General features: G+C 71.0%; 15 protein-coding genes and 1 tRNA gene. 7 read left to right on the forward strand and 9 right to left on the reverse strand.

The annotated features are described in order from the left end of the window. Nucleotides 1-97 precede the first annotated feature (97 nt). From glmU to AB0903_RS08735, 3 genes are all read right to left on the reverse strand, one after another. Nucleotides 98-1,546, reverse strand: a complete 1,449-nt coding sequence (gene glmU / locus AB0903_RS08725; RefSeq protein WP_366700407.1) for a bifunctional UDP-N-acetylglucosamine diphosphorylase/glucosamine-1-phosphate N-acetyltransferase GlmU — start codon at nucleotides 1,544-1,546, stop codon at nucleotides 98-100. A gap of 114 nt (nucleotides 1,547-1,660) precedes the next feature. Continuing rightward, nucleotides 1,661-1,731: transfer RNA gene (locus AB0903_RS08730), tRNA-Gln, on the reverse strand. Between the two features lie 11 nt (nucleotides 1,732-1,742). Continuing rightward, entirely contained in the window at nucleotides 1,743-2,615 is an 873-nt protein-coding gene (locus tag AB0903_RS08735) for a hypothetical protein (protein ID WP_366700409.1), read from the reverse strand. A gap of 156 nt (nucleotides 2,616-2,771) precedes the next feature. Between AB0903_RS08735 and AB0903_RS08740 the strand changes: the two genes are divergently transcribed. Then, a complete protein-coding gene (locus tag AB0903_RS08740) occupies nucleotides 2,772-4,094 on the forward strand; it encodes a histidine kinase (protein ID WP_366700411.1) in 1,323 nt (440 codons plus the stop codon). Nucleotides 4,095-4,169: 75 nt separating this feature from the next. On the opposite strand, the gene AB0903_RS08745 is transcribed toward AB0903_RS08740, so the two are convergent. Together AB0903_RS08745 and AB0903_RS08750 are read right to left on the reverse strand one after the other, a co-directional pair. Continuing rightward, nucleotides 4,170-4,664, reverse strand: coding sequence for an SUKH-3 domain-containing protein (locus AB0903_RS08745; protein ID WP_366700413.1), 495 nt, complete (start codon nucleotides 4,662-4,664; stop codon nucleotides 4,170-4,172). A 10-nt stretch (nucleotides 4,665-4,674) separates the two neighbouring features. Next, the gene (locus tag AB0903_RS08750) at nucleotides 4,675-5,175 is read right to left on the reverse strand and encodes a YwqJ-related putative deaminase (RefSeq protein ID WP_366700415.1); all 501 of its coding nucleotides are present in this window, start codon (nucleotides 5,173-5,175) and stop codon (nucleotides 4,675-4,677) included. 230 nt (nucleotides 5,176-5,405) lie between these two features. On the opposite strand from AB0903_RS08750, the gene AB0903_RS08755 reads away from it, so the two are divergent. Both AB0903_RS08755 and AB0903_RS08760 read left to right on the forward strand, forming a co-directional pair. After that, nucleotides 5,406-6,419, forward strand: coding sequence for an SMI1/KNR4 family protein (locus AB0903_RS08755; protein ID WP_366700416.1), 1,014 nt, complete (start codon nucleotides 5,406-5,408; stop codon nucleotides 6,417-6,419). Nucleotides 6,420-6,426: 7 nt separating this feature from the next. Further along, nucleotides 6,427-9,180 carry an SUKH-4 family immunity protein gene (locus tag AB0903_RS08760; RefSeq protein ID WP_366700418.1) on the forward strand — a complete coding sequence of 918 codons (2,754 nt, stop codon included), beginning with the start codon at nucleotides 6,427-6,429 and terminating at the stop codon, nucleotides 9,178-9,180. A gap of 260 nt (nucleotides 9,181-9,440) precedes the next feature. On the opposite strand, the gene AB0903_RS08765 is transcribed toward AB0903_RS08760, so the two are convergent. Both AB0903_RS08765 and AB0903_RS08770 read right to left on the reverse strand, forming a co-directional pair. Continuing rightward, nucleotides 9,441-11,042, reverse strand: coding sequence for a cation acetate symporter (locus AB0903_RS08765; RefSeq protein ID WP_366700420.1), 1,602 nt, complete (start codon nucleotides 11,040-11,042; stop codon nucleotides 9,441-9,443). Beyond that, nucleotides 11,039-11,497, reverse strand: coding sequence for a DUF485 domain-containing protein (locus tag AB0903_RS08770; protein WP_366700422.1), 459 nt, complete (start codon nucleotides 11,495-11,497; stop codon nucleotides 11,039-11,041). The genes AB0903_RS08765 and AB0903_RS08770 overlap by 4 nt, the downstream gene beginning before the upstream one ends. Nucleotides 11,498-11,922: 425 nt before the next feature. Between AB0903_RS08770 and AB0903_RS08775 the strand changes: the two genes are divergently transcribed. Continuing rightward, nucleotides 11,923-12,333 (forward strand): RidA family protein, encoded by a 411-nt coding sequence (locus AB0903_RS08775; RefSeq protein WP_366700424.1) that lies wholly within the window; start codon nucleotides 11,923-11,925, stop codon nucleotides 12,331-12,333. Here AB0903_RS08775 and AB0903_RS08780 read toward each other — a convergent pair. Continuing rightward, nucleotides 12,223-12,801, reverse strand: coding sequence for an ATP-binding protein (locus AB0903_RS08780; RefSeq protein WP_366700426.1), 579 nt, complete (start codon nucleotides 12,799-12,801; stop codon nucleotides 12,223-12,225). The two genes, AB0903_RS08775 and AB0903_RS08780, sit on opposite strands and share 111 nt — an antisense overlap. Before the next feature lie 211 nt (nucleotides 12,802-13,012). On the opposite strand from AB0903_RS08780, the gene AB0903_RS08785 reads away from it, so the two are divergent. The 3 genes from AB0903_RS08785 (at nucleotide 13,013) to AB0903_RS08795 (ending at nucleotide 14,983) form a co-directional block, all read left to right on the forward strand. Next, entirely contained in the window at nucleotides 13,013-13,864 is an 852-nt protein-coding gene (locus AB0903_RS08785) for a helix-turn-helix transcriptional regulator (RefSeq protein ID WP_366700428.1), read from the forward strand. 13 nt (nucleotides 13,865-13,877) lie between these two features. Next, entirely contained in the window at nucleotides 13,878-14,069 is a 192-nt protein-coding gene (locus tag AB0903_RS08790; RefSeq protein WP_366700430.1) for a DUF397 domain-containing protein, read from the forward strand. A 398-nt stretch (nucleotides 14,070-14,467) separates the two neighbouring features. Then, complete coding sequence (locus tag AB0903_RS08795; RefSeq protein WP_366700432.1) at nucleotides 14,468-14,983, forward strand: GNAT family N-acetyltransferase; 516 nt, start codon at nucleotides 14,468-14,470, stop codon at nucleotides 14,981-14,983. A 231-nt stretch (nucleotides 14,984-15,214) separates the two neighbouring features. Here AB0903_RS08795 and AB0903_RS08800 read toward each other — a convergent pair whose 3' ends face one another. Beyond that, nucleotides 15,215-16,738 carry an MFS transporter gene (locus AB0903_RS08800; RefSeq protein WP_366700434.1) on the reverse strand — a complete coding sequence of 508 codons (1,524 nt, stop codon included), beginning with the start codon at nucleotides 16,736-16,738 and terminating at the stop codon, nucleotides 15,215-15,217. Nucleotides 16,739-16,977 lie beyond the last annotated feature (239 nt).

Here is a 16,977-nt window from a genome sequence, read left to right on the forward strand (position 1 = left end):
GGCCGCGACGGTCCAAGGCGCAAACGTCCCGGGCGCGAGCCAGCCGAATTTGTGTGCACGTATCACGGTACGCCGAGTTCGACGCACCTGTTTCCGGTCAGTTCTCCTCGACGACCCGTTCCGTTGCCGCCGCGGCCGCCTGCGCGGCCGCGCTCCCGGGCCGCTTGCGAGCCACCCAACCCTCGATATTCCGCTGCTGGCCCCGCGCGACGGCCAGCGAACCCGCCGGCACATCCTTCGTGATCACGGATCCGGCGGCGGTGTAGGCACCGTCCCCGACGGTGACGGGAGCCACAAACATGTTGTCGGAGCCCGTCTTGCAGTGCGAACCGATCGTCGTGTGGTGCTTCGACTCCCCGTCGTAGTTCACGAACACGCTGGCCGCGCCGATGTTCGTGTACTGACCGATCGTCGCGTCACCCACGTACGACAGATGCGGAACCTTCGTTCCCTCGCCGATCGAGGAGTTCTTCATCTCGACGAACGTGCCCGCCTTGGCCTTGACGCCCAGCCGCGTGCCCGGCCGCAGATACGCGAACGGACCCACCGACGCGCCCTCGCCCACCGTGGCACCCTCCGCCACCGAGTTGTCCACCCGGCCGCCCGCGCGTACCACCGTGTCCGTCAACCGCGTGTTCGGACCCACCTCCGCGCCCTCCGCGAGGTGCGTGGCACCCAGCAGCTGCGTGCCCGGGTGCACCACCGAGTCCGGCTCGAACGTCACCGTCACGTCCACGACCACCGACGCCGGATCCACGACCGTGACACCGGCCATCATGGCCTGCTCCAGCAGGCGTTCGTTCATCAGCCTGCGGGCCTCCGCCAGCTGCACCCGGTTGTTGATACCGAGGATCTCCCGATGGTCACCGGCCACCGCCGCACCCACCCGGTGCCCCGCCTCGCGCAGGATGCCGAGCACGTCGGTGAGGTACTCCTCGCCCTGGCTGTTGTCCGTCCGCACCTTCGTCAGGGCGTCGGCGAGCAGCGCCCCGTCGAACGCGAACACACCCGAGTTGATCTCACGGATCGCGCGCTGCTCCGCGGTGGCGTCCTTGTGCTCCACGATCGCCGTCACCGCGCCGGTCGCCTCGTCCCGCACGATCCGCCCGTACCCGGTGGAGTCCGGCACCACGGCCGTCAGCACGGTCACCGCGTTGCCGTCGTCGGCGTGCGTCCGTGTCAGCTCGGACAGCGTCGCGCCCGACAGCAGCGGGGTGTCGCCGCACACGACGACCACGGTCCCCTCCGGCCCGCCGCCGAGCTCCGCCAGCCCCATGCGCACGGCGTGCCCGGTGCCGTTCTGCTCGGCCTGGAAAGCGGTCCGCGTCCCGGCGTACTGCTCTCCGAGATGGGCCTCGACCTGCTCCCGCGCATGCCCGACGACGACCACGAGCTGCTCGGGCCCGAGCTCACGTGCGGCACAGACCACATGTCCGACGAGCGACCGCCCGGCGATTTCGTGCAGGACCTTGGGCGTCTTCGACTTCATGCGGGTGCCCTCACCCGCTGCGAGAACGACGACGGCTGCCGGGCGGATGGCGCTCACGGGAATGCCCTTCGGCTTCGGGTGGTGGGACAACCGAAGGATACCGGGGGGTTTCGGGCCGGAAACGAGCGCGGGTCCCGACCGTGCAGGTCAGGACCCGAACCAGGTGGGCTGCTCCCGGGGAAGGAATCGAACCCTCATTCAATGGACCAAAACCATTTGTCCTGCCATTAGACGACCCGGGATGGTTCGCCTCCTATGTCCGAGTTTTCTGCTCGGGCGCGAAGGCAGCCCCTACTATGCCGTACCAAGTGCCTTCGATGCGACGGTAGAGTTCAGCGCTCCGGCGCACATGGATCACCAGGCACCCCTTGTACGTGGAACCGACGTTCTTGCGGACGGTTCTCGGGTTGTGTCGCTTCACTGTTGTCTTGCCGAACGCTCCGACCTGAGCCCCGACGAGATCGGCCCAGTAGTGCTCGGCGCAGGCGATATCGGCCGACTCGTGAATCATCACGTGAAACGTCAGGCGTTCGCGCTCGACGCCGAGCATGTCGAGCCAGGCGAGGAACAGTCTGATCATCCCCGGATCGCTGTTGACGAACGAGACGCGCTCGCGGCGGGCGTGCTGCTTGCCCTTGGCTCCCTCTGCCCAGTACAGGGCAGCTCCGAGCAGGAGTAGTTCGCGGTCGCTCAAAGCTCCTACCTCGGCAGACGCCCGCGCCTTGGTCTCGGCGCGTTCGGCTTCACGTCGCCGAAGGATCGGCTCCCAGCCGCGCCGGGCGATCGCTGCCGACTCCTCGCGGGAACGCTTGCGCTCCGGCTTCGGCAGGTCCCGTACCCACAGCGAGATCGAGCTCTTGGAGCAGCCCGGCTCGACCTGAATCTGGTCGTAGGTCATGCCCTGGAGGCGCAGCTCGCGGGCCTTCTCCCGCAGGTCGTCCTTGGCGTTGGGTCGCTTTGTCCACTCGGGGGGCGGCTCTCCCTTCACGAGGCGGTGGAGGAGGTCGTTGTTGTCGATGCGGAGGCGGTCGCGGATCTGGCGGAGGCTGAGGCCCTGACGGCGCAGGGCGACGGCTTGCTCGCGGAGGCCGTCGAAGTCGGCGTATTTGCCGTGGCTGCGGTTCACCTGGCGATCGTCGTCCGGAATGCGGACCTCCGTGTCGAAACTCTGGTCGATTCACCAGTTCGAGCGGATCTGGAGCATTCCCGCCCGGAAACGAGCCCGCCCGGTGCCGCCGCGCTCCCGTGAAAATGACTCGCACCCGCCCGTAGGCTGGGATGCATGACCACAACGGGGGAGCTGGAGGAGGCCACGGGTTCGACCGCCCGGGGGCCGCTGTGGTGGGGGCGGCGGCGCAGTGCCGTGCTGGACGTGGGGCTCGGCGTCGTCTCCGCTTTCGAATGTGCGTTGGAGGGGATCGGCTTCGCGGAGAGAGCCGCCCTGCCGGTGCCGTTCGGTGTGCTGTTCGGGCTGGTCGTCGGGTCGGTGCTGGCGCTGAGGCGGCGGTGGCCGATCGCCGTGGTGCTGGTGTCGATCGCGACGACGCCGGCCGAGATGGGCTATCTGCTGGGGATCGTCGGGCTGTACACGCTCGCGGCCTCCGACGTGCCCCGGCGCATCACGGCGACGCTGGCGGGGATGGCCCTGTCGGCGACGTTCATAGTGACGTTCGTCCGGGTGCGGCAGGACGTGGAGGCGGCGGACTACAGCGCCTGGTACGTGCCACTGATGGCGGTGTTCATGTCGCTCGGGCTGACGGCTCCGCCGGTGCTGCTGGGGCTCTACGTCGGGGCGCGGCGGCGGCTGATGGAGAGCTTGCGGGAGCGGGCGGACAGCCTGGAGCAGGAGTTGTCGCTGCTGGCCGACCGGGCGGAGCAGCGGGCGCAGTGGGCGCGGCAGGAGGAGCGGACCAGGATCGCGCGGGAGATGCACGACGTGGTGGCGCACCGGGTGAGTCTGATGGTGGTCCATGCGGCGGCGTTGCAGGCGGTGGCGTTGAAGGATCCGCAGAAGGCGGTGAAGAACGCGGCGCTGGTGGGGGACATGGGTCGGCAGGCGTTGACGGAGCTGCGGGAGATGCTCGGGGTGCTGCGGTCCGGTGAGGACCGGGTGCCGGCGCGGGCGGAGACGCCGTTGGCGGCGGTGGGTGCGGCGGCCGCCGCGGCGGCGGTGGCCGCGGCCGCGGAGGACGGGCCGTGCATCGAGGACATCGAGGTGCTGGTGGGGCAGTCGCGGCAGGCGGGCATGGTGGTGGAGCTGGTGGTGCAGGGGGACGTCCGGCTGTACCCGCCGGAGGTGGAGCAGACGGCGTACCGGGTGGTGCAGGAGGCGTTGACGAACGTCCACAAGCATGCGGCGGGCGCGAAGGTGATGGTGCGGCTGGCGCACCGTGCGGACGAGGTCGCGATGCAGGTGGAGAACGGCGCCCCGGACGCGGCCGGAGGCGCGGGCGACGCGGGGCTGCCGAGCGGTGGCAACGGTCTGGTGGGTATGCGGGAGCGGGTGACGGCGCTCGGCGGGGTGTTCGTGTCGGGGCCGACGGAGGTCGGGGGTTTCCGGGTGTCGGCGGTGCTGCCCGACCGGGCGGAGGCCAGCTTGCGGTGACGTCCGCCCGAGGGGCGTGCGGTGACGTCCGCCCGAGCGGTGGGGCGGCGCTGGTACGGCGGCCCGCGGCGGGTGTCAGCCGGCGGTGAGGCGGGTCGGCTGGACGCCGGTGACCAGGGTGGTGAGGGCCTGGTCGATGTCGTGGCCGAGGTACCAGTCGCCGGTGTGGTCGATGCTGTAGACGCGGCCTTCGGCGTCCATGGCGAGTACGGCCTGCTGGTCGCCTTCCATGCCGAGCGGGGAGATCTCGGTGGCGAGTGCCCTGCCGAGGTCGGCGAGCGTGCGGGCATGGTGGAGGCCGGCGAGCGGGTCGAAGCGGAGCGGGGCGGGGGCGTACTGCCGTCCGGGTCCGGGCGCGGTGACGGTCAGCCCGCCGAACTCGGCCCAGGCTTCGACGGCGGCCGGGAAGACGGTGTGCCGGTGGCCGGCGGGGGAGACGTGGGCGCGCAGGGTGTCCGCCCAGTGCTCGGCCTGCTTGATGTCCCAGCGGCCCGGCCGCCAGCCCGCTGCCTGCAGTGCGGCGTCGACGGCGACGGGGAACCGGGTGGTGCTCAGGTGGTGGTCGGGCATCGGTCGGGGGTCAGCCGTTCTGGGTCGGGACGACGGGGCGTACGCCGAAGTGGTCGAGCATGGCGGTGCAGGACCGGCAGGGCGGGGCGTAGCTGCCGTGCAGCGGGTCGCCGTCCTCGCGGATGCGGCGTGCGGTGAGTTTGGAGTGCTTGAGCGACCTGCGGGCCTCGCCGTGGGTGAGGGGTTTGCGCTGGGCGCGTTTGGAGCGCCCGGTCTCGGCGGCGGTGAGGTGCCGGGAGAGCAGGATCGCCTCGGGGCAGCGTCCGGTGAAGCGTTCCCGTTGGCCGCTCGTGAGGGTGTCGAGGAAATCCTGTACGAGCGGATGGAGGGACGGTGGCTGGTCGCCCTTGCCGGCGGTGCAGGTGAGGGTCTCGCCGCGTACGGAGAGTGCGGCGGCGACGGCGGGCAGGATTCCGTCGCGGCGGTGCCGGAGTGCGGGCGGTTGCCTGGACTCCTCGGTGCTCCAGCTGAGGCGTGGATCACCCGATGTACTTGGTTGCGCTGCGTGCATGGTGCTGCCGTCCCTCCCGTGCACTCCCCCGTGGTGCGGATAGACAGCCTGCCAAATGCAGTGGCCGGTAAGGAAGCTGGGTAGCTGAAACGTGTCGCGCGGGTGTCGCGCCTGGTCTTCGCGTCACTCCAAAGTGACTCTTCGTCATGGAACCGGAGGCCCGGGGGCGGCTCTTGCCGCACCGCTTAGGCTGTGCTGAACCAGCCAGAAGCCAGCAGGGAGCAGAACGCATGACGACAGGTCGGCAGGGCCTGGGGGCAGCCATGGGCTCCGGGGCCGGCGCGGGTACGGCGCCACCGAATGCGGCCTACGCCGGGCAGGTCGTGCACTTCCCGGACCCGGTCCGGGCCTCCCGCCATCCCAGAGGGGTGCGGATGGACGAGGCCGGCTACCCGGACTTCTCGCCGTACGCGCGCGCGGCGGCGGAGATCGCCGAGCCCCCGGAGGGCTTCGGGGTGGACGAGCTGCGGCTGACGGACTACGTCTCCGCCAACGCGGCGCTGGCCGCGGGCGGGCACGCCCTGTGGGAGACGATCCCGGCGGTGGCGACCCCGCACGGCTGGACCTGGCATCACGTGCGTGGTTCGCGGCGGCTGGAGCTCGTACCCGTCGAGGTGAAGGCGCTGCTGCGGCACCACGGCGGGCTGGCGACGGCGGCCGTGGATCAGGGCAAGCGGGGGACGCGGCCGCTGCAGGAGACGCGGCCCGCCCACTTCGGTCTGCCGAGGGGCGCCGTGTCGGTGACGGAGCAGCAGTTGCTCGGTGTCGAGGAGGACCTCGGCTACCGGCTGCCGGGTGCGTACCGCTCGTTCCTGAAGGCGGCGGGTGGTTCGGCGCCGGTCGGCGCGGCGCTGGACGCGGAGTTGGGGCTGCTGGTCGACCAGCCGTTCTTCACGGTGCGGGACGAGGCCGCGGTCAACGACCTGGTGTATGTGAACAAGTGTCTGCGGGACCATCTGACCAAGGACTATCTGGGTGTGGCGTTCGTCCAGGGCGGGATTCTCGCGCTGAAGGTGCGGGGGTCGGACATCGGTTCGGTGTGGTTCTGCGCGTACGACGACGCCCGGGACCAGGACGGGTGGAATGTGCAGGAGCGTGTGGAGAGGCTGCTGCTGCCCTGTGGCGAGGACTTCGACGCTTTTCTGCAGCGGCTCGCGGGTAATCCGCCGGAGCTGGAGACCGTGGCGAATCTGATGGTGGACGGCGGCTTCGCGCGTGCCGTTCCCGTTTCGGGCGAGGGGTGATGGTCCGGTGGTGACTTTCGCGCAGGCACAGGAGCGCGCCGAGGAGTGGGTCAACGGCGATGTGCCCGCCTACCAGCAGCGTGAGGTGCGGGTCCGTGAGTTCGATCTGGGATTCGTCGCGTGGGCGGAGGACCGTGAGCAGGGTGCTCGTTCCGACGGCGGCCGACAGCGGCTGGTGATCGCCAGGGACAGTGGTGAGGCGACGCTGTGGCCGGGGCTGCCGGTGGGTGAGGTGATCCGCCGGTACGAGGAGGAGTACGGGGTCTCGGACGAAGCGCAGGCGGCGCCGGCCGGCGAGGCGCCGCAGCGGGTGGACCTGAATCAGACGTCGTTCCTGTTGAGCCCGCCGGAGTGGCTCCAGGACGCGGCGGACAAGCTGGGGATCCCGGACCGGCGGGCGTCGTCGCCGGGGCCGTCGGGGTCGGGGTCCGTGTCGTCTTCCGGGGCCTCTTCGGGGTCGGGGTCCGTCTCGCCGTCAAAGTCCTCGCAGCCGTCGGGTCTGTCGGGCCCGGCCGAGCCGGATGCTGCGGCTCCGCCGACGGGTGCCGACAGGTCGGCGGGTGCGGGTGAGCCGGACGCGTCGGGTTCGATCGGTGGCAACGCCTCGCAGGCGACGGGGAGTTCTTCCTACTCGTCGTTGTCGTCTCCTTCGTCGTCGTCCACGTCGTCCTCCTCTTCCTCGTCCGCTTCGCCGGATCCCGCGTCGGACGCGGGCTCGTGGTCGAGCTCGTCGTCCGGTTCGTCCTCGGGCTCTTCGGCCTCCGGTTCCGCCTGGCCGGAGCCCGGCGCGGCGTCCGGAGCGGGCGGGTCGCAGGGCGGGACCGCGTGGCCGAGCCCGGGGGCGGCCGACCACGAGCCGACGGCGTCGGACGGGGTGCCCGCCACGCCGTCATCCGGGGGCACCGGCTGGACGGACACCAGCTCCATGGGCGGGGACGACGCGTCCGTGCCGCTGCCGGCCACCGTGTTCGCGCCGCCGGTCCCGGCGGATGCCGACCGCACTCCGCCACCGGTGTCCGCGGACGCACCCACGGCACTGATGTCCGGCGGCAGCCGGCTGCCGAAGACCGCGATCGTGCCGGGCCTGAGCCCGCAGCCGGAGCCGCAGCCGGAGCCGGGGTCGCAGCCGGGGTCGTCCTTCGCGCCGTCCGGGGCGACCGCGCCGCCCGGTCCGGGCACCGATGCGGCCGACATCGCGGACGCGGCGACGAGCAAGGCGGTCCTGCCGCCACGTGGCGCCCGCGGTGGTACGGGGGCGACGCCTCCACCGCCTCCACTGCCTCCCGGCGCTCCCGGCACCCCGGGTGCCCGTCCGGGCGCCGGGGCGACGCCTCCGCCGGCGGGTCCGGGTGCTCCCGGAGCTCCGGCGGGCGGCTACCTGCCCACCCAACTCGTCTCGCAGCTCGGCCCGGAGGGCCCGCCGCCTCCGGGTTCGACGCCGCCGCCGCCCGGTCCGCCGCCTGCTCCGGGTTCAACGCCGCCTTCGGGTGGTGGGGTGCATCATGCGGCGACGATGCTTGCGGGGCCTGCGCAGATGGGTCCGGGGGCTCCGCAGCCTCCCGGTCCGCCCGGTCCGCCGCCTGCTCCGGGTTCGACGCCGCCTTCGGGTGGTGGGGTGCATCATGCGGCGACGATGCTTGCGGGGCCCGGGCAGATGGGTCCGGGGGCTCCGCAGCCTCCCGGCCCGCCCGGTGCCCCCGGCGCCCCGGGCCCGGTTCCGAACGCGCCGCAGCCTCCGGTGGGCGGCGGTAGCCCGCCGTACGGGTATCCGCAGCAGCCCACCGGGGTGCCGACGGTGGGGCCCGGTTACCAGGCGGTGCTGCGCTACCGCGCGGCCGACGGTTCCGAGGCCCAGCTGATCCGCCGCTCCGCCCCGGGCACGCCGCATCCGGAGTGGCAGATCCTGCACGAGCTGCGCGCGATGAACGTGCCGCCGCAGCAGGTGCTGGAGCTGCACACGGAGCTGGAGTCGTGCGAGCTGCCCGGTGCGTACTGCGCGCGGATGATCCGGGAGACGTGGCCGCAGGCGCGGATCACGTCGATCGCCCCGTACGGCAGGGACCACGCGTCGCGTCAGCAGGGCATGCGGCAACTCCTCGCCCATCAGGGCGAGTTGCACCAGGTCGCGGACGGGCCCGCCCGCCCGGCGCCGGTGCGCGCCCCGCTGCCGCACGTGCCGCCGGTGCCGCCGATCCCGCCGGAGGGCGTGGCGCAGGAGCTGGCGGGGGCGTTCGGGCCGCAGGGTCTGTGCCGGTTCGACCAGCGGGCCGTGTCGCGCCAGGGCGTGCCGGAGATCGTGGCGGCGACCCTGGTGTGGGCGGGTCTGCCGGGCGACTTCAACCCGTTCTTCTGGGCGCAGCCGGCTCAGCCGGTGGTGCCGACGCTGGCGGAACTGGCCGCCCAGCGTCAGGTGCAGCCGGCGTCGGACGCCGGTTCGTACCTGGTGATCGGCAGCGACTTCGGCCGTGCGATCTGCGTCCAGTACGGCACGGCGCACATCGTCGCGGTCCCGGTGGAGTCCGGTCCGGGCGGCCGGCCCGTGGCCCCGCAGTTCGTGAACACGGGCCTGCCCGAGTTCGTGCGCTGCCTGGCCCTGCTCGGCCGGATGTGGCGGCTGCGTCTGGGCCTCAACCCGGAACAGGCGGGCCGCTGGACGGTCGACTTCCAGGCCCAGCTGTCGGCCCTGGACCCGGCGGCACTGTCGTCGCCGGAAAGCTGGTGGTCGGTGCTCCTCGAGCAGATGTGGGACGGCCTGCTGTAGCCCGTTTCCTTTGCGGTGTGCCCCGGCCGTACAGGCCGGGGCACACCTGTGTCGCGGACCTCACATCGGCTTGCACCTGCGCAAAGTCTGCTCACCGCTGTGCGACACAAAGGTCCATGAGAGAGGTGCATTTCATGAAGCCGGGCCCCGTGCCGCTGCTGTCCGACGGCCCGGCCGTGCGGTCTCTTCGGCTTCGACGCCGTGCTCACGGACGAGGGCGCCCGGTCCGTGGATCACGGACCGGGCGCCCTTTCGTCGTCTCAGGAACTCGTCGGCGCCCCGGCGAGGATCGTCGGCTCCAGCTCCTCGTAGTGGCGGCGCTGCACGGCCCTGTCGTTGTCGTACAGGATGGATGCGAGCCAGCCGGCCAGGAAGCCGAGGGGCACGGAGACGAGGCCGGCCGTGGTGTACGGGAACCAGTTGAAGTCCTGGTCGGGGAAGATCGACTGGGGGGAGCCGGAGACCAGGTTGCTTCCGGCGGTCAGAACGAGCGCGGAGACGGTCCCGACGATGAGCGTGGCGAGCAGTCCCGTACGGGTGTAGCGGCGCCAGAAGAGGGTGTAGACGAGGGCGGGTGCGACGGCGGACGCGCCGATGCAGAAGGACAGGGTCAGCAGCGCCTGGAGGTTCAGGTGCCGGGCGCCGGCGGCGATCGCGATGGCGGTCAGGCCGACGCCCGCGGCGGCGCTCCTGGCGATGGCCATCTCGGTGCGGTCGGTGAGCCTGTTGTCGCGCAGCCCGTGTGCGATCAGGTCGTGGGCCAGGGTGTTGGCGCAGGCCAGGGTGATACCGGCGACGGACGCCAGCAGGGTGAGGAAGATCGCGGTGGCCACGGCGGTGAACAGGAGCGTCTCGACGGTGTTCGGGTCGGGACCCATGACGGCCTGGCTGACCAGCAGGAACGCGGTCTTGCCCTGCGGGTCGCCGGCGGCGAGTTCCTTGTGGCCGACGAGAGCGGCGGCGCCGAAGCCGATCACGGCGATCAGCAGGCAGGTGACGACGACGATCGACACGGCCCAGGACATGGAGCGCCGTACGGCCTTCGCGTTGCGGGCGGTGAACATACGCATGGTGATGTGGGGCAGTACGGCCGCACCGAGCACGACGGTCAACTGGGTACTGATCATGTCGAGTTCGTCGCCGGCGAACTGCAGTCCGGGGGTGAGGTAGGCGTCTCCCAGTCCGCTGCCCTGCTGGGCGGCGTCGATCAGCGCGGGCGCGCTGAAGTCGAAGCGCTCGAGGATCAGTGCGGCGATGGCGCCGGCCGCGCCGAGCAGCACGACGGTCTTGACGATCTGGATGAACGCGGTGCCCTTCATGCCGCCGATCGCCGCGTACGTGATCATCAGCAGTCCGAGGAACACGATCGCCCCGGTCTTGAACCCGTCGGCGTGGAAGCCGAGGACGACGGCGAGCAGGTCGCCCGCGCCCGCCAGCTGGAAGATCACCAGCGGCAGCAGTGCGGTCAGTGTGACGGCGGCCGCGGTGATCCGTACGGCGGGCCCGTGGGCGCGGCGGCCGAAGACGTCTCCCATGGTGAACCGGCCCGCGTTGCGCAGGGGTTCGGCGAGCAGGAACATCATCAGGACCAGGGACAGCACGGTGCTCAGGGTGAGCGTCAGCCCGTCGTACCCGAGGAGCGCGATGATGCCGATGGTGCCGAGGACGGTACCGGCGGAGATGTAGTCGCCCGCGATGGCGAGCCCGCTCTGCATGGGGGACAGAGAGCGGTATCCGGTGTAGAACTCGCCGAGGTCGTCCCGGTCGGGTCCGGTCATCACGCACAGCAGCAGCGTGACGGTGATGACGGCGATGAACGCCATGAGGGACATGGTCTGCGCGTCGGAGCTGAAGCCGTTCATGCGCGCGCACCTCCGCCGTACGGGGCCGTCCGCTCGATGCGCTCCCTGACGGAGGAGGCGAGCGGGTCGACGCGTCTGCGCGCGATGCGCTCGTACACGGCGATGGCGCCGAGCGCCACGGGCAGTTGGACGAGCCCCAGCACCAGCCCGGTCGTGAGGCCGCCGCTGACCTGGCCGGTCATGGCCCCGGGGGCGTAGGCGGAGAGAAGCAGGAAGAGGACGAAGTAGCCGAGGGCGGTGAGCGTCGAGACGCGCCGCAGCCTGCGGTAGGCCGAGCCGAGGCTTTGCACTTCGCGGTCGTGCCCGCTGTCGCCCTGGTCGTGGTGCGCGGCCTGCGGACGGTCCCAGGGCTGCGGTTCGAAGCCCCACGTCGGGTCCGACGGCTCCTGGCGGTGCCGGCCGGGGACGTGCGGCTGCGGTGGCGGATCAGGGAAGAGCTGGTGGTGGTACGACATCGTCTTGCTCCTTGCCGCCCCGAGGGTGGGCGGGTGGCGCTGGTGGTCCGCGTACGTTACTCACGGGTAGAGCGATGGCGTAAGACCTTCCCGACCAACTGGTATGTCAGTTCGGTGACGATCCTGTGCAGGAGCGAACGGACCGGCGGTAACCCGGGGCGAAACGTTGCTGTTGTCCTGGATCGTCGGGAACCGCCCGGCGCCCGGGCCGGGCTGTGCGGGGCTCCTCGGCCGCGCCGCGGGGCGCTCCTCGTCGCGGCGACTGCCGGCAGGATCGAGCCCCGGTCGACTTCCCCCCGTCGGGGTCTCCTGTCTCCCTGTGGGGAGGGCGGGGGTGCCCGCGGGGAAATGGGGCAGGGGGAGTCCCGCGGAGAAGCGGAGAAATGGTGAGGCGTGTCGGCGGCCCGTCGGTCAGACTCGGGTGCATGGCTGCGAAGATCACTCGTATCAACCCCGAACAACTGCATGCGACGCCCGGCTATCACCACATCACCGTGGTGGAGACCGGTCGTACGGCCTACTTGGCGGGGCAGTGCCCACTTGATCGCAGCGGTTCGCTCGTCGGCTCCCGATCCGTTGAGGCGCAGGTGGACCAGGTGGTCGTGAACTCCATCGCGGCCCTGACGGCGGTGGGCGCCGAGCCGCGGCAGGTGGTTCGTTCCGTGATCTACGTGCGCAGTGACGACCGGGAGGTCCTGGGGATCGCGTGGCGTCGGCTCACCGAATCAGCGCTCGGTCCGGCGTTCACCACGGCCAGCACGCTCTTGGGTGTCGCGCAGCTCGGGTACCCGGGACAGCTCGTCGAGGTGGATCTCACCGTGGCGTTGTCCGACTGAGCCGCCTTCTTGGGGCAGTCGCCCAGGCGTGGCGTCGAGTTCGCACCACAGCAGCTTGCCGCTCCGGCCGAAGAGGTCGTCCCCGAGCGGGTAGCCGCCCCAGTTGACGGCGATGTGGGTGACGATCCGCAGGCCGCGACCGCCGTCGGTCCAGGGCGGGGCGTGGGGTGGGAGTGTTCCCGGCGGCCGGTCGAAGGGGGCGGGGATCTCCGGGTTGCAGTCCCAGACGCTGATGCGGAGCCGCCCGCCGTCCATGTGCCGCAGACGGAGCGTCGCCGGTCCGTCGGAGTAGCGGTACGCGTTGGTGACCAGCTCGGAGGTCAGCAGCTCGGCGGTGTCGAGTAACCGGGCCATGCCGTGGCCGCCCAGCACGGTGCGGAGGGTGTGACGGGCGACGCGCGATGCGAGGGGGTGGTGGGGGACCTGGAGGACGTACGACCAAGGGGTGGGCGGGGATACGGTGTCCACGGAAGTCTCCTGCGGGGAGGTGGAGTTCGGTCTCTCGGTGACGTGGCCGTGCGGTGGCAGTGCCGCGGGTGCGGTGCGCTTCCGGCTTGTCGGCGTGGCGGTCCGAGTGGCGTGAGCAACACCGTAGCGTGAGACTTGTAAGGTCTTATATCGAAAATCGGTAAGACCTTACATTTCCATCCGTGTGGGTGATACCTGGAAAGAGGGTGCGATGGCGGCCCGTACGTCCCTTACCCTGCGCCAGCAGCGGCTGGGTGCCGAGCTGCGGAAGCTGCGGGAACGGGCAGGACTCACGTCGACCGAGGCGGCAGGGCTGCTGGGCGGACCGCAGTCCCGCATCAGCAACATCGAAGCGGGGCGCTATGCGGTGAGCGCCGAACGCGTACGCGCGCTGGCACACAACTACGCGTGCGATGACGAGGGTTACGTCGAAGCGCTCGCAGCCATGACCGGCAGCCGGGCCAGGGGCTGGTGGGACGAGTACGCGGATCTCCTCGCACCCGGACTGCTCGATCTGGCCGAGATGGAGCACCACGCCGACAGCTTGCGGGTCGCTGTGGTGATCCATGTGCCGGGGCTGCTCCAGACCGCCGGTCACGCCCGCGCCGTGATGGCCGAGAGCGTGCCGCGTCTGCGACCGTACGAGATCGAGCACCGGGTCTCGTACCGCATCAAGCGGCAAGCCGTGCTCTTCGAGGGCAGGCCGACCCCGTACACCGCCCTTGTTCACGAGGCGGCCCTGCGCATGGGGTACGGAGGGCCGGATGTTGCTCGTGAGCAGCTCAGGGCACTGCTTGACGCCTCTGGCCACGAGAATGTGAGGGTTCTGGTCCTGCCCTTCGGTGAGGCGTCCTTCCCCGCGTCCGGGCAGCCGATCACCTACGCCTCCGGGAATGTGCCGCAGCTCGACACCGTGGTGCTGGACACCGATCACGGATGCGATTTCTTGGATGCCGAGGCTCAATTGGCGCGCTATCGATCGGTGCTGGACCGGATGGAGTCCCAGGCGCTGTCCGAGGAGAAGTCCCGCGCGTTCATCGAGCGCATCGTCAAAGAGATCTGAAAGGTCCGGGCCCGTGCAGAAGCTTGCTTGGCACAAGTCCTCCTACAGCGCGGAAGGGGCCAACTGCGTCTGCGTCGCCGTTGCCCCCGACGGCACCGTCCGCCTCCGGGACAGCAAGGTGCCGGATGTCCTTCTGGCCACACGTCCAGAGGTACTGGGCCGCTTCATACGCGCGGCCGCCGACGGGCGGTTCGAGACCTCCTGACGTGAGACCGTCCGGGGAAGCGGCCTCGTGACTGACGCCAGCCGCGATGCGGGGCCAGGCTGCCCACGGGTCGGGCAAGAACTCGGGCGGGGGTCGGGCAAAACCCCGGGGCGGGGGCCGCTGTCCTCCCCGCCCGCGCGCCCGGAGCCATCCGATCACCGCTGGTGCGTCGGAGACCGAGCCGCGCTCTTGCATACCGGTACCCCAGGACTCCGCAGCCCCGGGATACCGGTATTCGACCAGCTGGACGACAGGCCCCTGGAGCAGGCTGCCGGGGTCAGGTGCAGGTCCGGCCGGACCGGAAGGCATCGGAAGGGCTCCTTTCATGCTCCGGTCCAGACTGCCCGGGCCGCATCAAACTGCCCGGGCCGCATCAAGAGGACATCAAGAGGAGCCCCATGCCGGAGATCTCCGTGCGCTTGACCGATGCCGCCGACCATCCCGTGATGGAGCGGCTATGGCTGCTGTTCCGCCACGACTTGTCAGAATTCGATGGAGTCCTCCCTGATGCCGATGGGACCTTCTATGCCGATCGGCCCAACGTCGCTCTCACGGACGTCGACTGGGCGGCCTACCTCGTGACGGTCGACACACGCCCAGCCGGTCTTGCCTTCGTTCGGGGTCTGACCGGTCCAAAGCGCGTACTGAACAGCTTCTTCGTCGTTCGTGGGGCACGCAGGGCCGGAACCGGCCTGAAGGCTGTCCAGCAGGTGATCGCCAGGCACAAGGGCCCCTGGGAGATCGCTTTTCAGGACGCCAACGTGGGAGCAGTCCACTTCTGGCGCCGTGTCGCAAGGGAGATTGCCGGTGACGCATGGACTGAGGAGCGCAGGCCGGTGAGTCATCGGCCAGATCTGCCGCCCGACGTCTGGATCTCGTTCGACCCGCCGCTGAAGATCGCTCCCCGACGCTGATTGCCAGGGTGGAGGATAAACGAGTACAGGATTGAGCATTGTCCAACTGTGAGACCGCAGTTCATCGGTGTTGGCGTGAGACGCTGATCTTCTGCTCGTGCTGTCGGGGAAAGGGTCCGTCCGTCTGTCGGTGGGCGGCTTCGGTGGTGGTCGGCACGAGCGGGGCGCACGGGGAGCGTGGTCGGGCGGCGGGTGTCGGCCGGGCGGAGCCGGCGCCGACCCGCGGGCGCGTCAGTCGGCGTCCGTCCGGACCGGGAAGCGCTTCGGTGCCACGAACAGCAGCACCAGCAGGGCCAAGCCCGCCGCGGCCGCCGCGCCCACGTAGACGTGGTCGACGGCCGCGTCGACGGCGCGGCGCAGGCCGTCGGCGGCGGAGGCCGTCAGCGAGGCCGGGTCCGCCAGGGCGTGGGAGACCGAGTCGAGGCTGCCGCCGCCGAGGCGGGAGACCAGGACGGCGTTGGCGACGGCGCCGAAGAGGGCCGCGCCCAGGGACTGGCCGACCTGGCGGCAGAAGAGGACCGACGCGGTGGTGGTGCCGCGCTCCGACCAGCCGACGGTGGACTGCACTCCGACGATCAGGGGCAGTTGGAAGAGGCCGAGCGCCGCGCCGAGCAGCAGCATGATCAGGGCCGGCTGCCACGGTTCGCCGGGGAAGGGCAGCAGCGGGAAGGCCAGCAGGATCAGCATCGCGAACCCGGACCCGAGCATCGCGCACCGCCGGAAGCCGATGCGGGTGTAGACGCGGTCGGACAGGGCGGCGCTGACCGGCCAGCTGAGGGTCATCACGGACAGGACGAAGCCCGCGGCGATCGGGCCGAGGCCGAGGACGGACTGGGCGTAGGTGGGCAGGAAGACGGTCGGGGCGACTATCAGCAGGCCCAGCGCGCCCAGCGCCAGGTTGACCGCCGCGATCGTGCGGCGGCGCCAGACCCAGCCGGGGATGATCGGCTCGGCGGCGCGGCGCTCGACGGCGACGGTGGCGGCGACGAGGACCGCGCTGCCGCCGAGCAGGGCCAGGGACGGGGCCGACAGCCACGGCCAGGCGATGCCGCCCTGGACGAGGGCGGTGAGCAGCAGGGCACCGGCCGCGAAGACGCACAGGGCGCCGGCCCAGTCGACCCGGGGCCGGGTGGCGCGTGCGGGGCGGGCCGGTTCCGTGAAGTAGCGCAGGATCAGGAAGAGCGCGACCGCGCCGACGGGCAGGTTGATGAGGAAGATCCAGCGCCAGTCCGCGTACCCGGCGAGCAGCCCGCCGACCGCGGGACCCGCGACCGCCGAAGTCGCCCACACCGTGGAGAGCTTCGCCTGGATCCGGGGACGCTCGGCCAGCGGATAGAGGTCGGCGGCGATGGTCTGCACCGTGCCCTGGAGCGCCCCGCCGCCGAGGCCCTGCACCACCCGGAAGGCGATGAGCGCGGCCATGTTCCAGGCGAGCGCGCACAGCAGCGAGCCGACCAGGAACAGGACGATCCCGGCTACGAGGACGGGCTTGCGGCCGAAGGTGTCGGACAGCTTGCCGTACACGGGGAGGGTGACGGTCACGGCGAGGAGGTAGCCAGAGAACAGCCAGGAGAAGACGGCGAAGCCGCCGAGGTCGCCGACGATCTGGGGCACGGCGGTCGAGACGATCGTCCCGTCGAGCGCGGCGAGCGCCATGCCCAGCATGAGCGCGGCGACGACCGGGCCCCGGCCGCGGGGAGCCGCCGGGTGCGCGGCGGAGCCGGGCAGGCGTTCCGTGCGGCCGGTACTCCCCATGCCTTCCCCGGTCCTTTCGTCTCGTCATGCATCCAATTGCGGGGGACACCTTCTCACTTGCGCCTGACGCAGGGGGAGGGTGCAGGCTCGTCCTGGGCGCGTCCGCCTTCGGGCGGAGTCCCCTAGGGGCTCCTCCTTACTTGTGTCCAGGGGGCGCTCGTCCCGGCGGACGACGAGAAGGCCGGGTGCCGTTCCTTAGCTTGTACTTACGGCCGCAGCCGAGGCCGGCGGACAAGCGG

Origin of the sequence: Streptomyces sp. NPDC048389, assembly GCF_040706335.1 — a bacterium.
GTDB lineage: Bacteria > Actinomycetota > Actinomycetes > Streptomycetales > Streptomycetaceae > Streptomyces.

Bases quoted from the DNA above. Each gene is read 5' to 3' on its own strand.
- AB0903_RS08775 (WP_366700424.1), top strand. From the start codon at position 11,923: ATGGCTGCGAAGATCACTCGTATCAACCCCGAACAACTGCATGCGACG.
- AB0903_RS08745 (WP_366700413.1), bottom strand. From the start codon at position 4,664: ATGCCCGACCACCACCTGAGCACCACCCGGTTCCCCGTCGCCGTCGAC.
- AB0903_RS08785 (WP_366700428.1), top strand. From the start codon at position 13,013: ATGGCGGCCCGTACGTCCCTTACCCTGCGCCAGCAGCGGCTGGGTGCC.
- AB0903_RS08800 (WP_366700434.1), bottom strand. From the start codon at position 16,738: ATGGGGAGTACCGGCCGCACGGAACGCCTGCCCGGCTCCGCCGCGCAC.
- AB0903_RS08750 (WP_366700415.1), bottom strand. From the start codon at position 5,175: ATGCACGCAGCGCAACCAAGTACATCGGGTGATCCACGCCTCAGCTGG.
- AB0903_RS08755 (WP_366700416.1), top strand. From the start codon at position 5,406: ATGACGACAGGTCGGCAGGGCCTGGGGGCAGCCATGGGCTCCGGGGCC.
- AB0903_RS08740 (WP_366700411.1), top strand. From the start codon at position 2,772: ATGACCACAACGGGGGAGCTGGAGGAGGCCACGGGTTCGACCGCCCGG.
- AB0903_RS08795 (WP_366700432.1), top strand. From the start codon at position 14,468: ATGCCGGAGATCTCCGTGCGCTTGACCGATGCCGCCGACCATCCCGTG.
- AB0903_RS08770 (WP_366700422.1), bottom strand. From the start codon at position 11,497: ATGTCGTACCACCACCAGCTCTTCCCTGATCCGCCACCGCAGCCGCAC.
- AB0903_RS08765 (WP_366700420.1), bottom strand. From the start codon at position 11,042: ATGAACGGCTTCAGCTCCGACGCGCAGACCATGTCCCTCATGGCGTTC.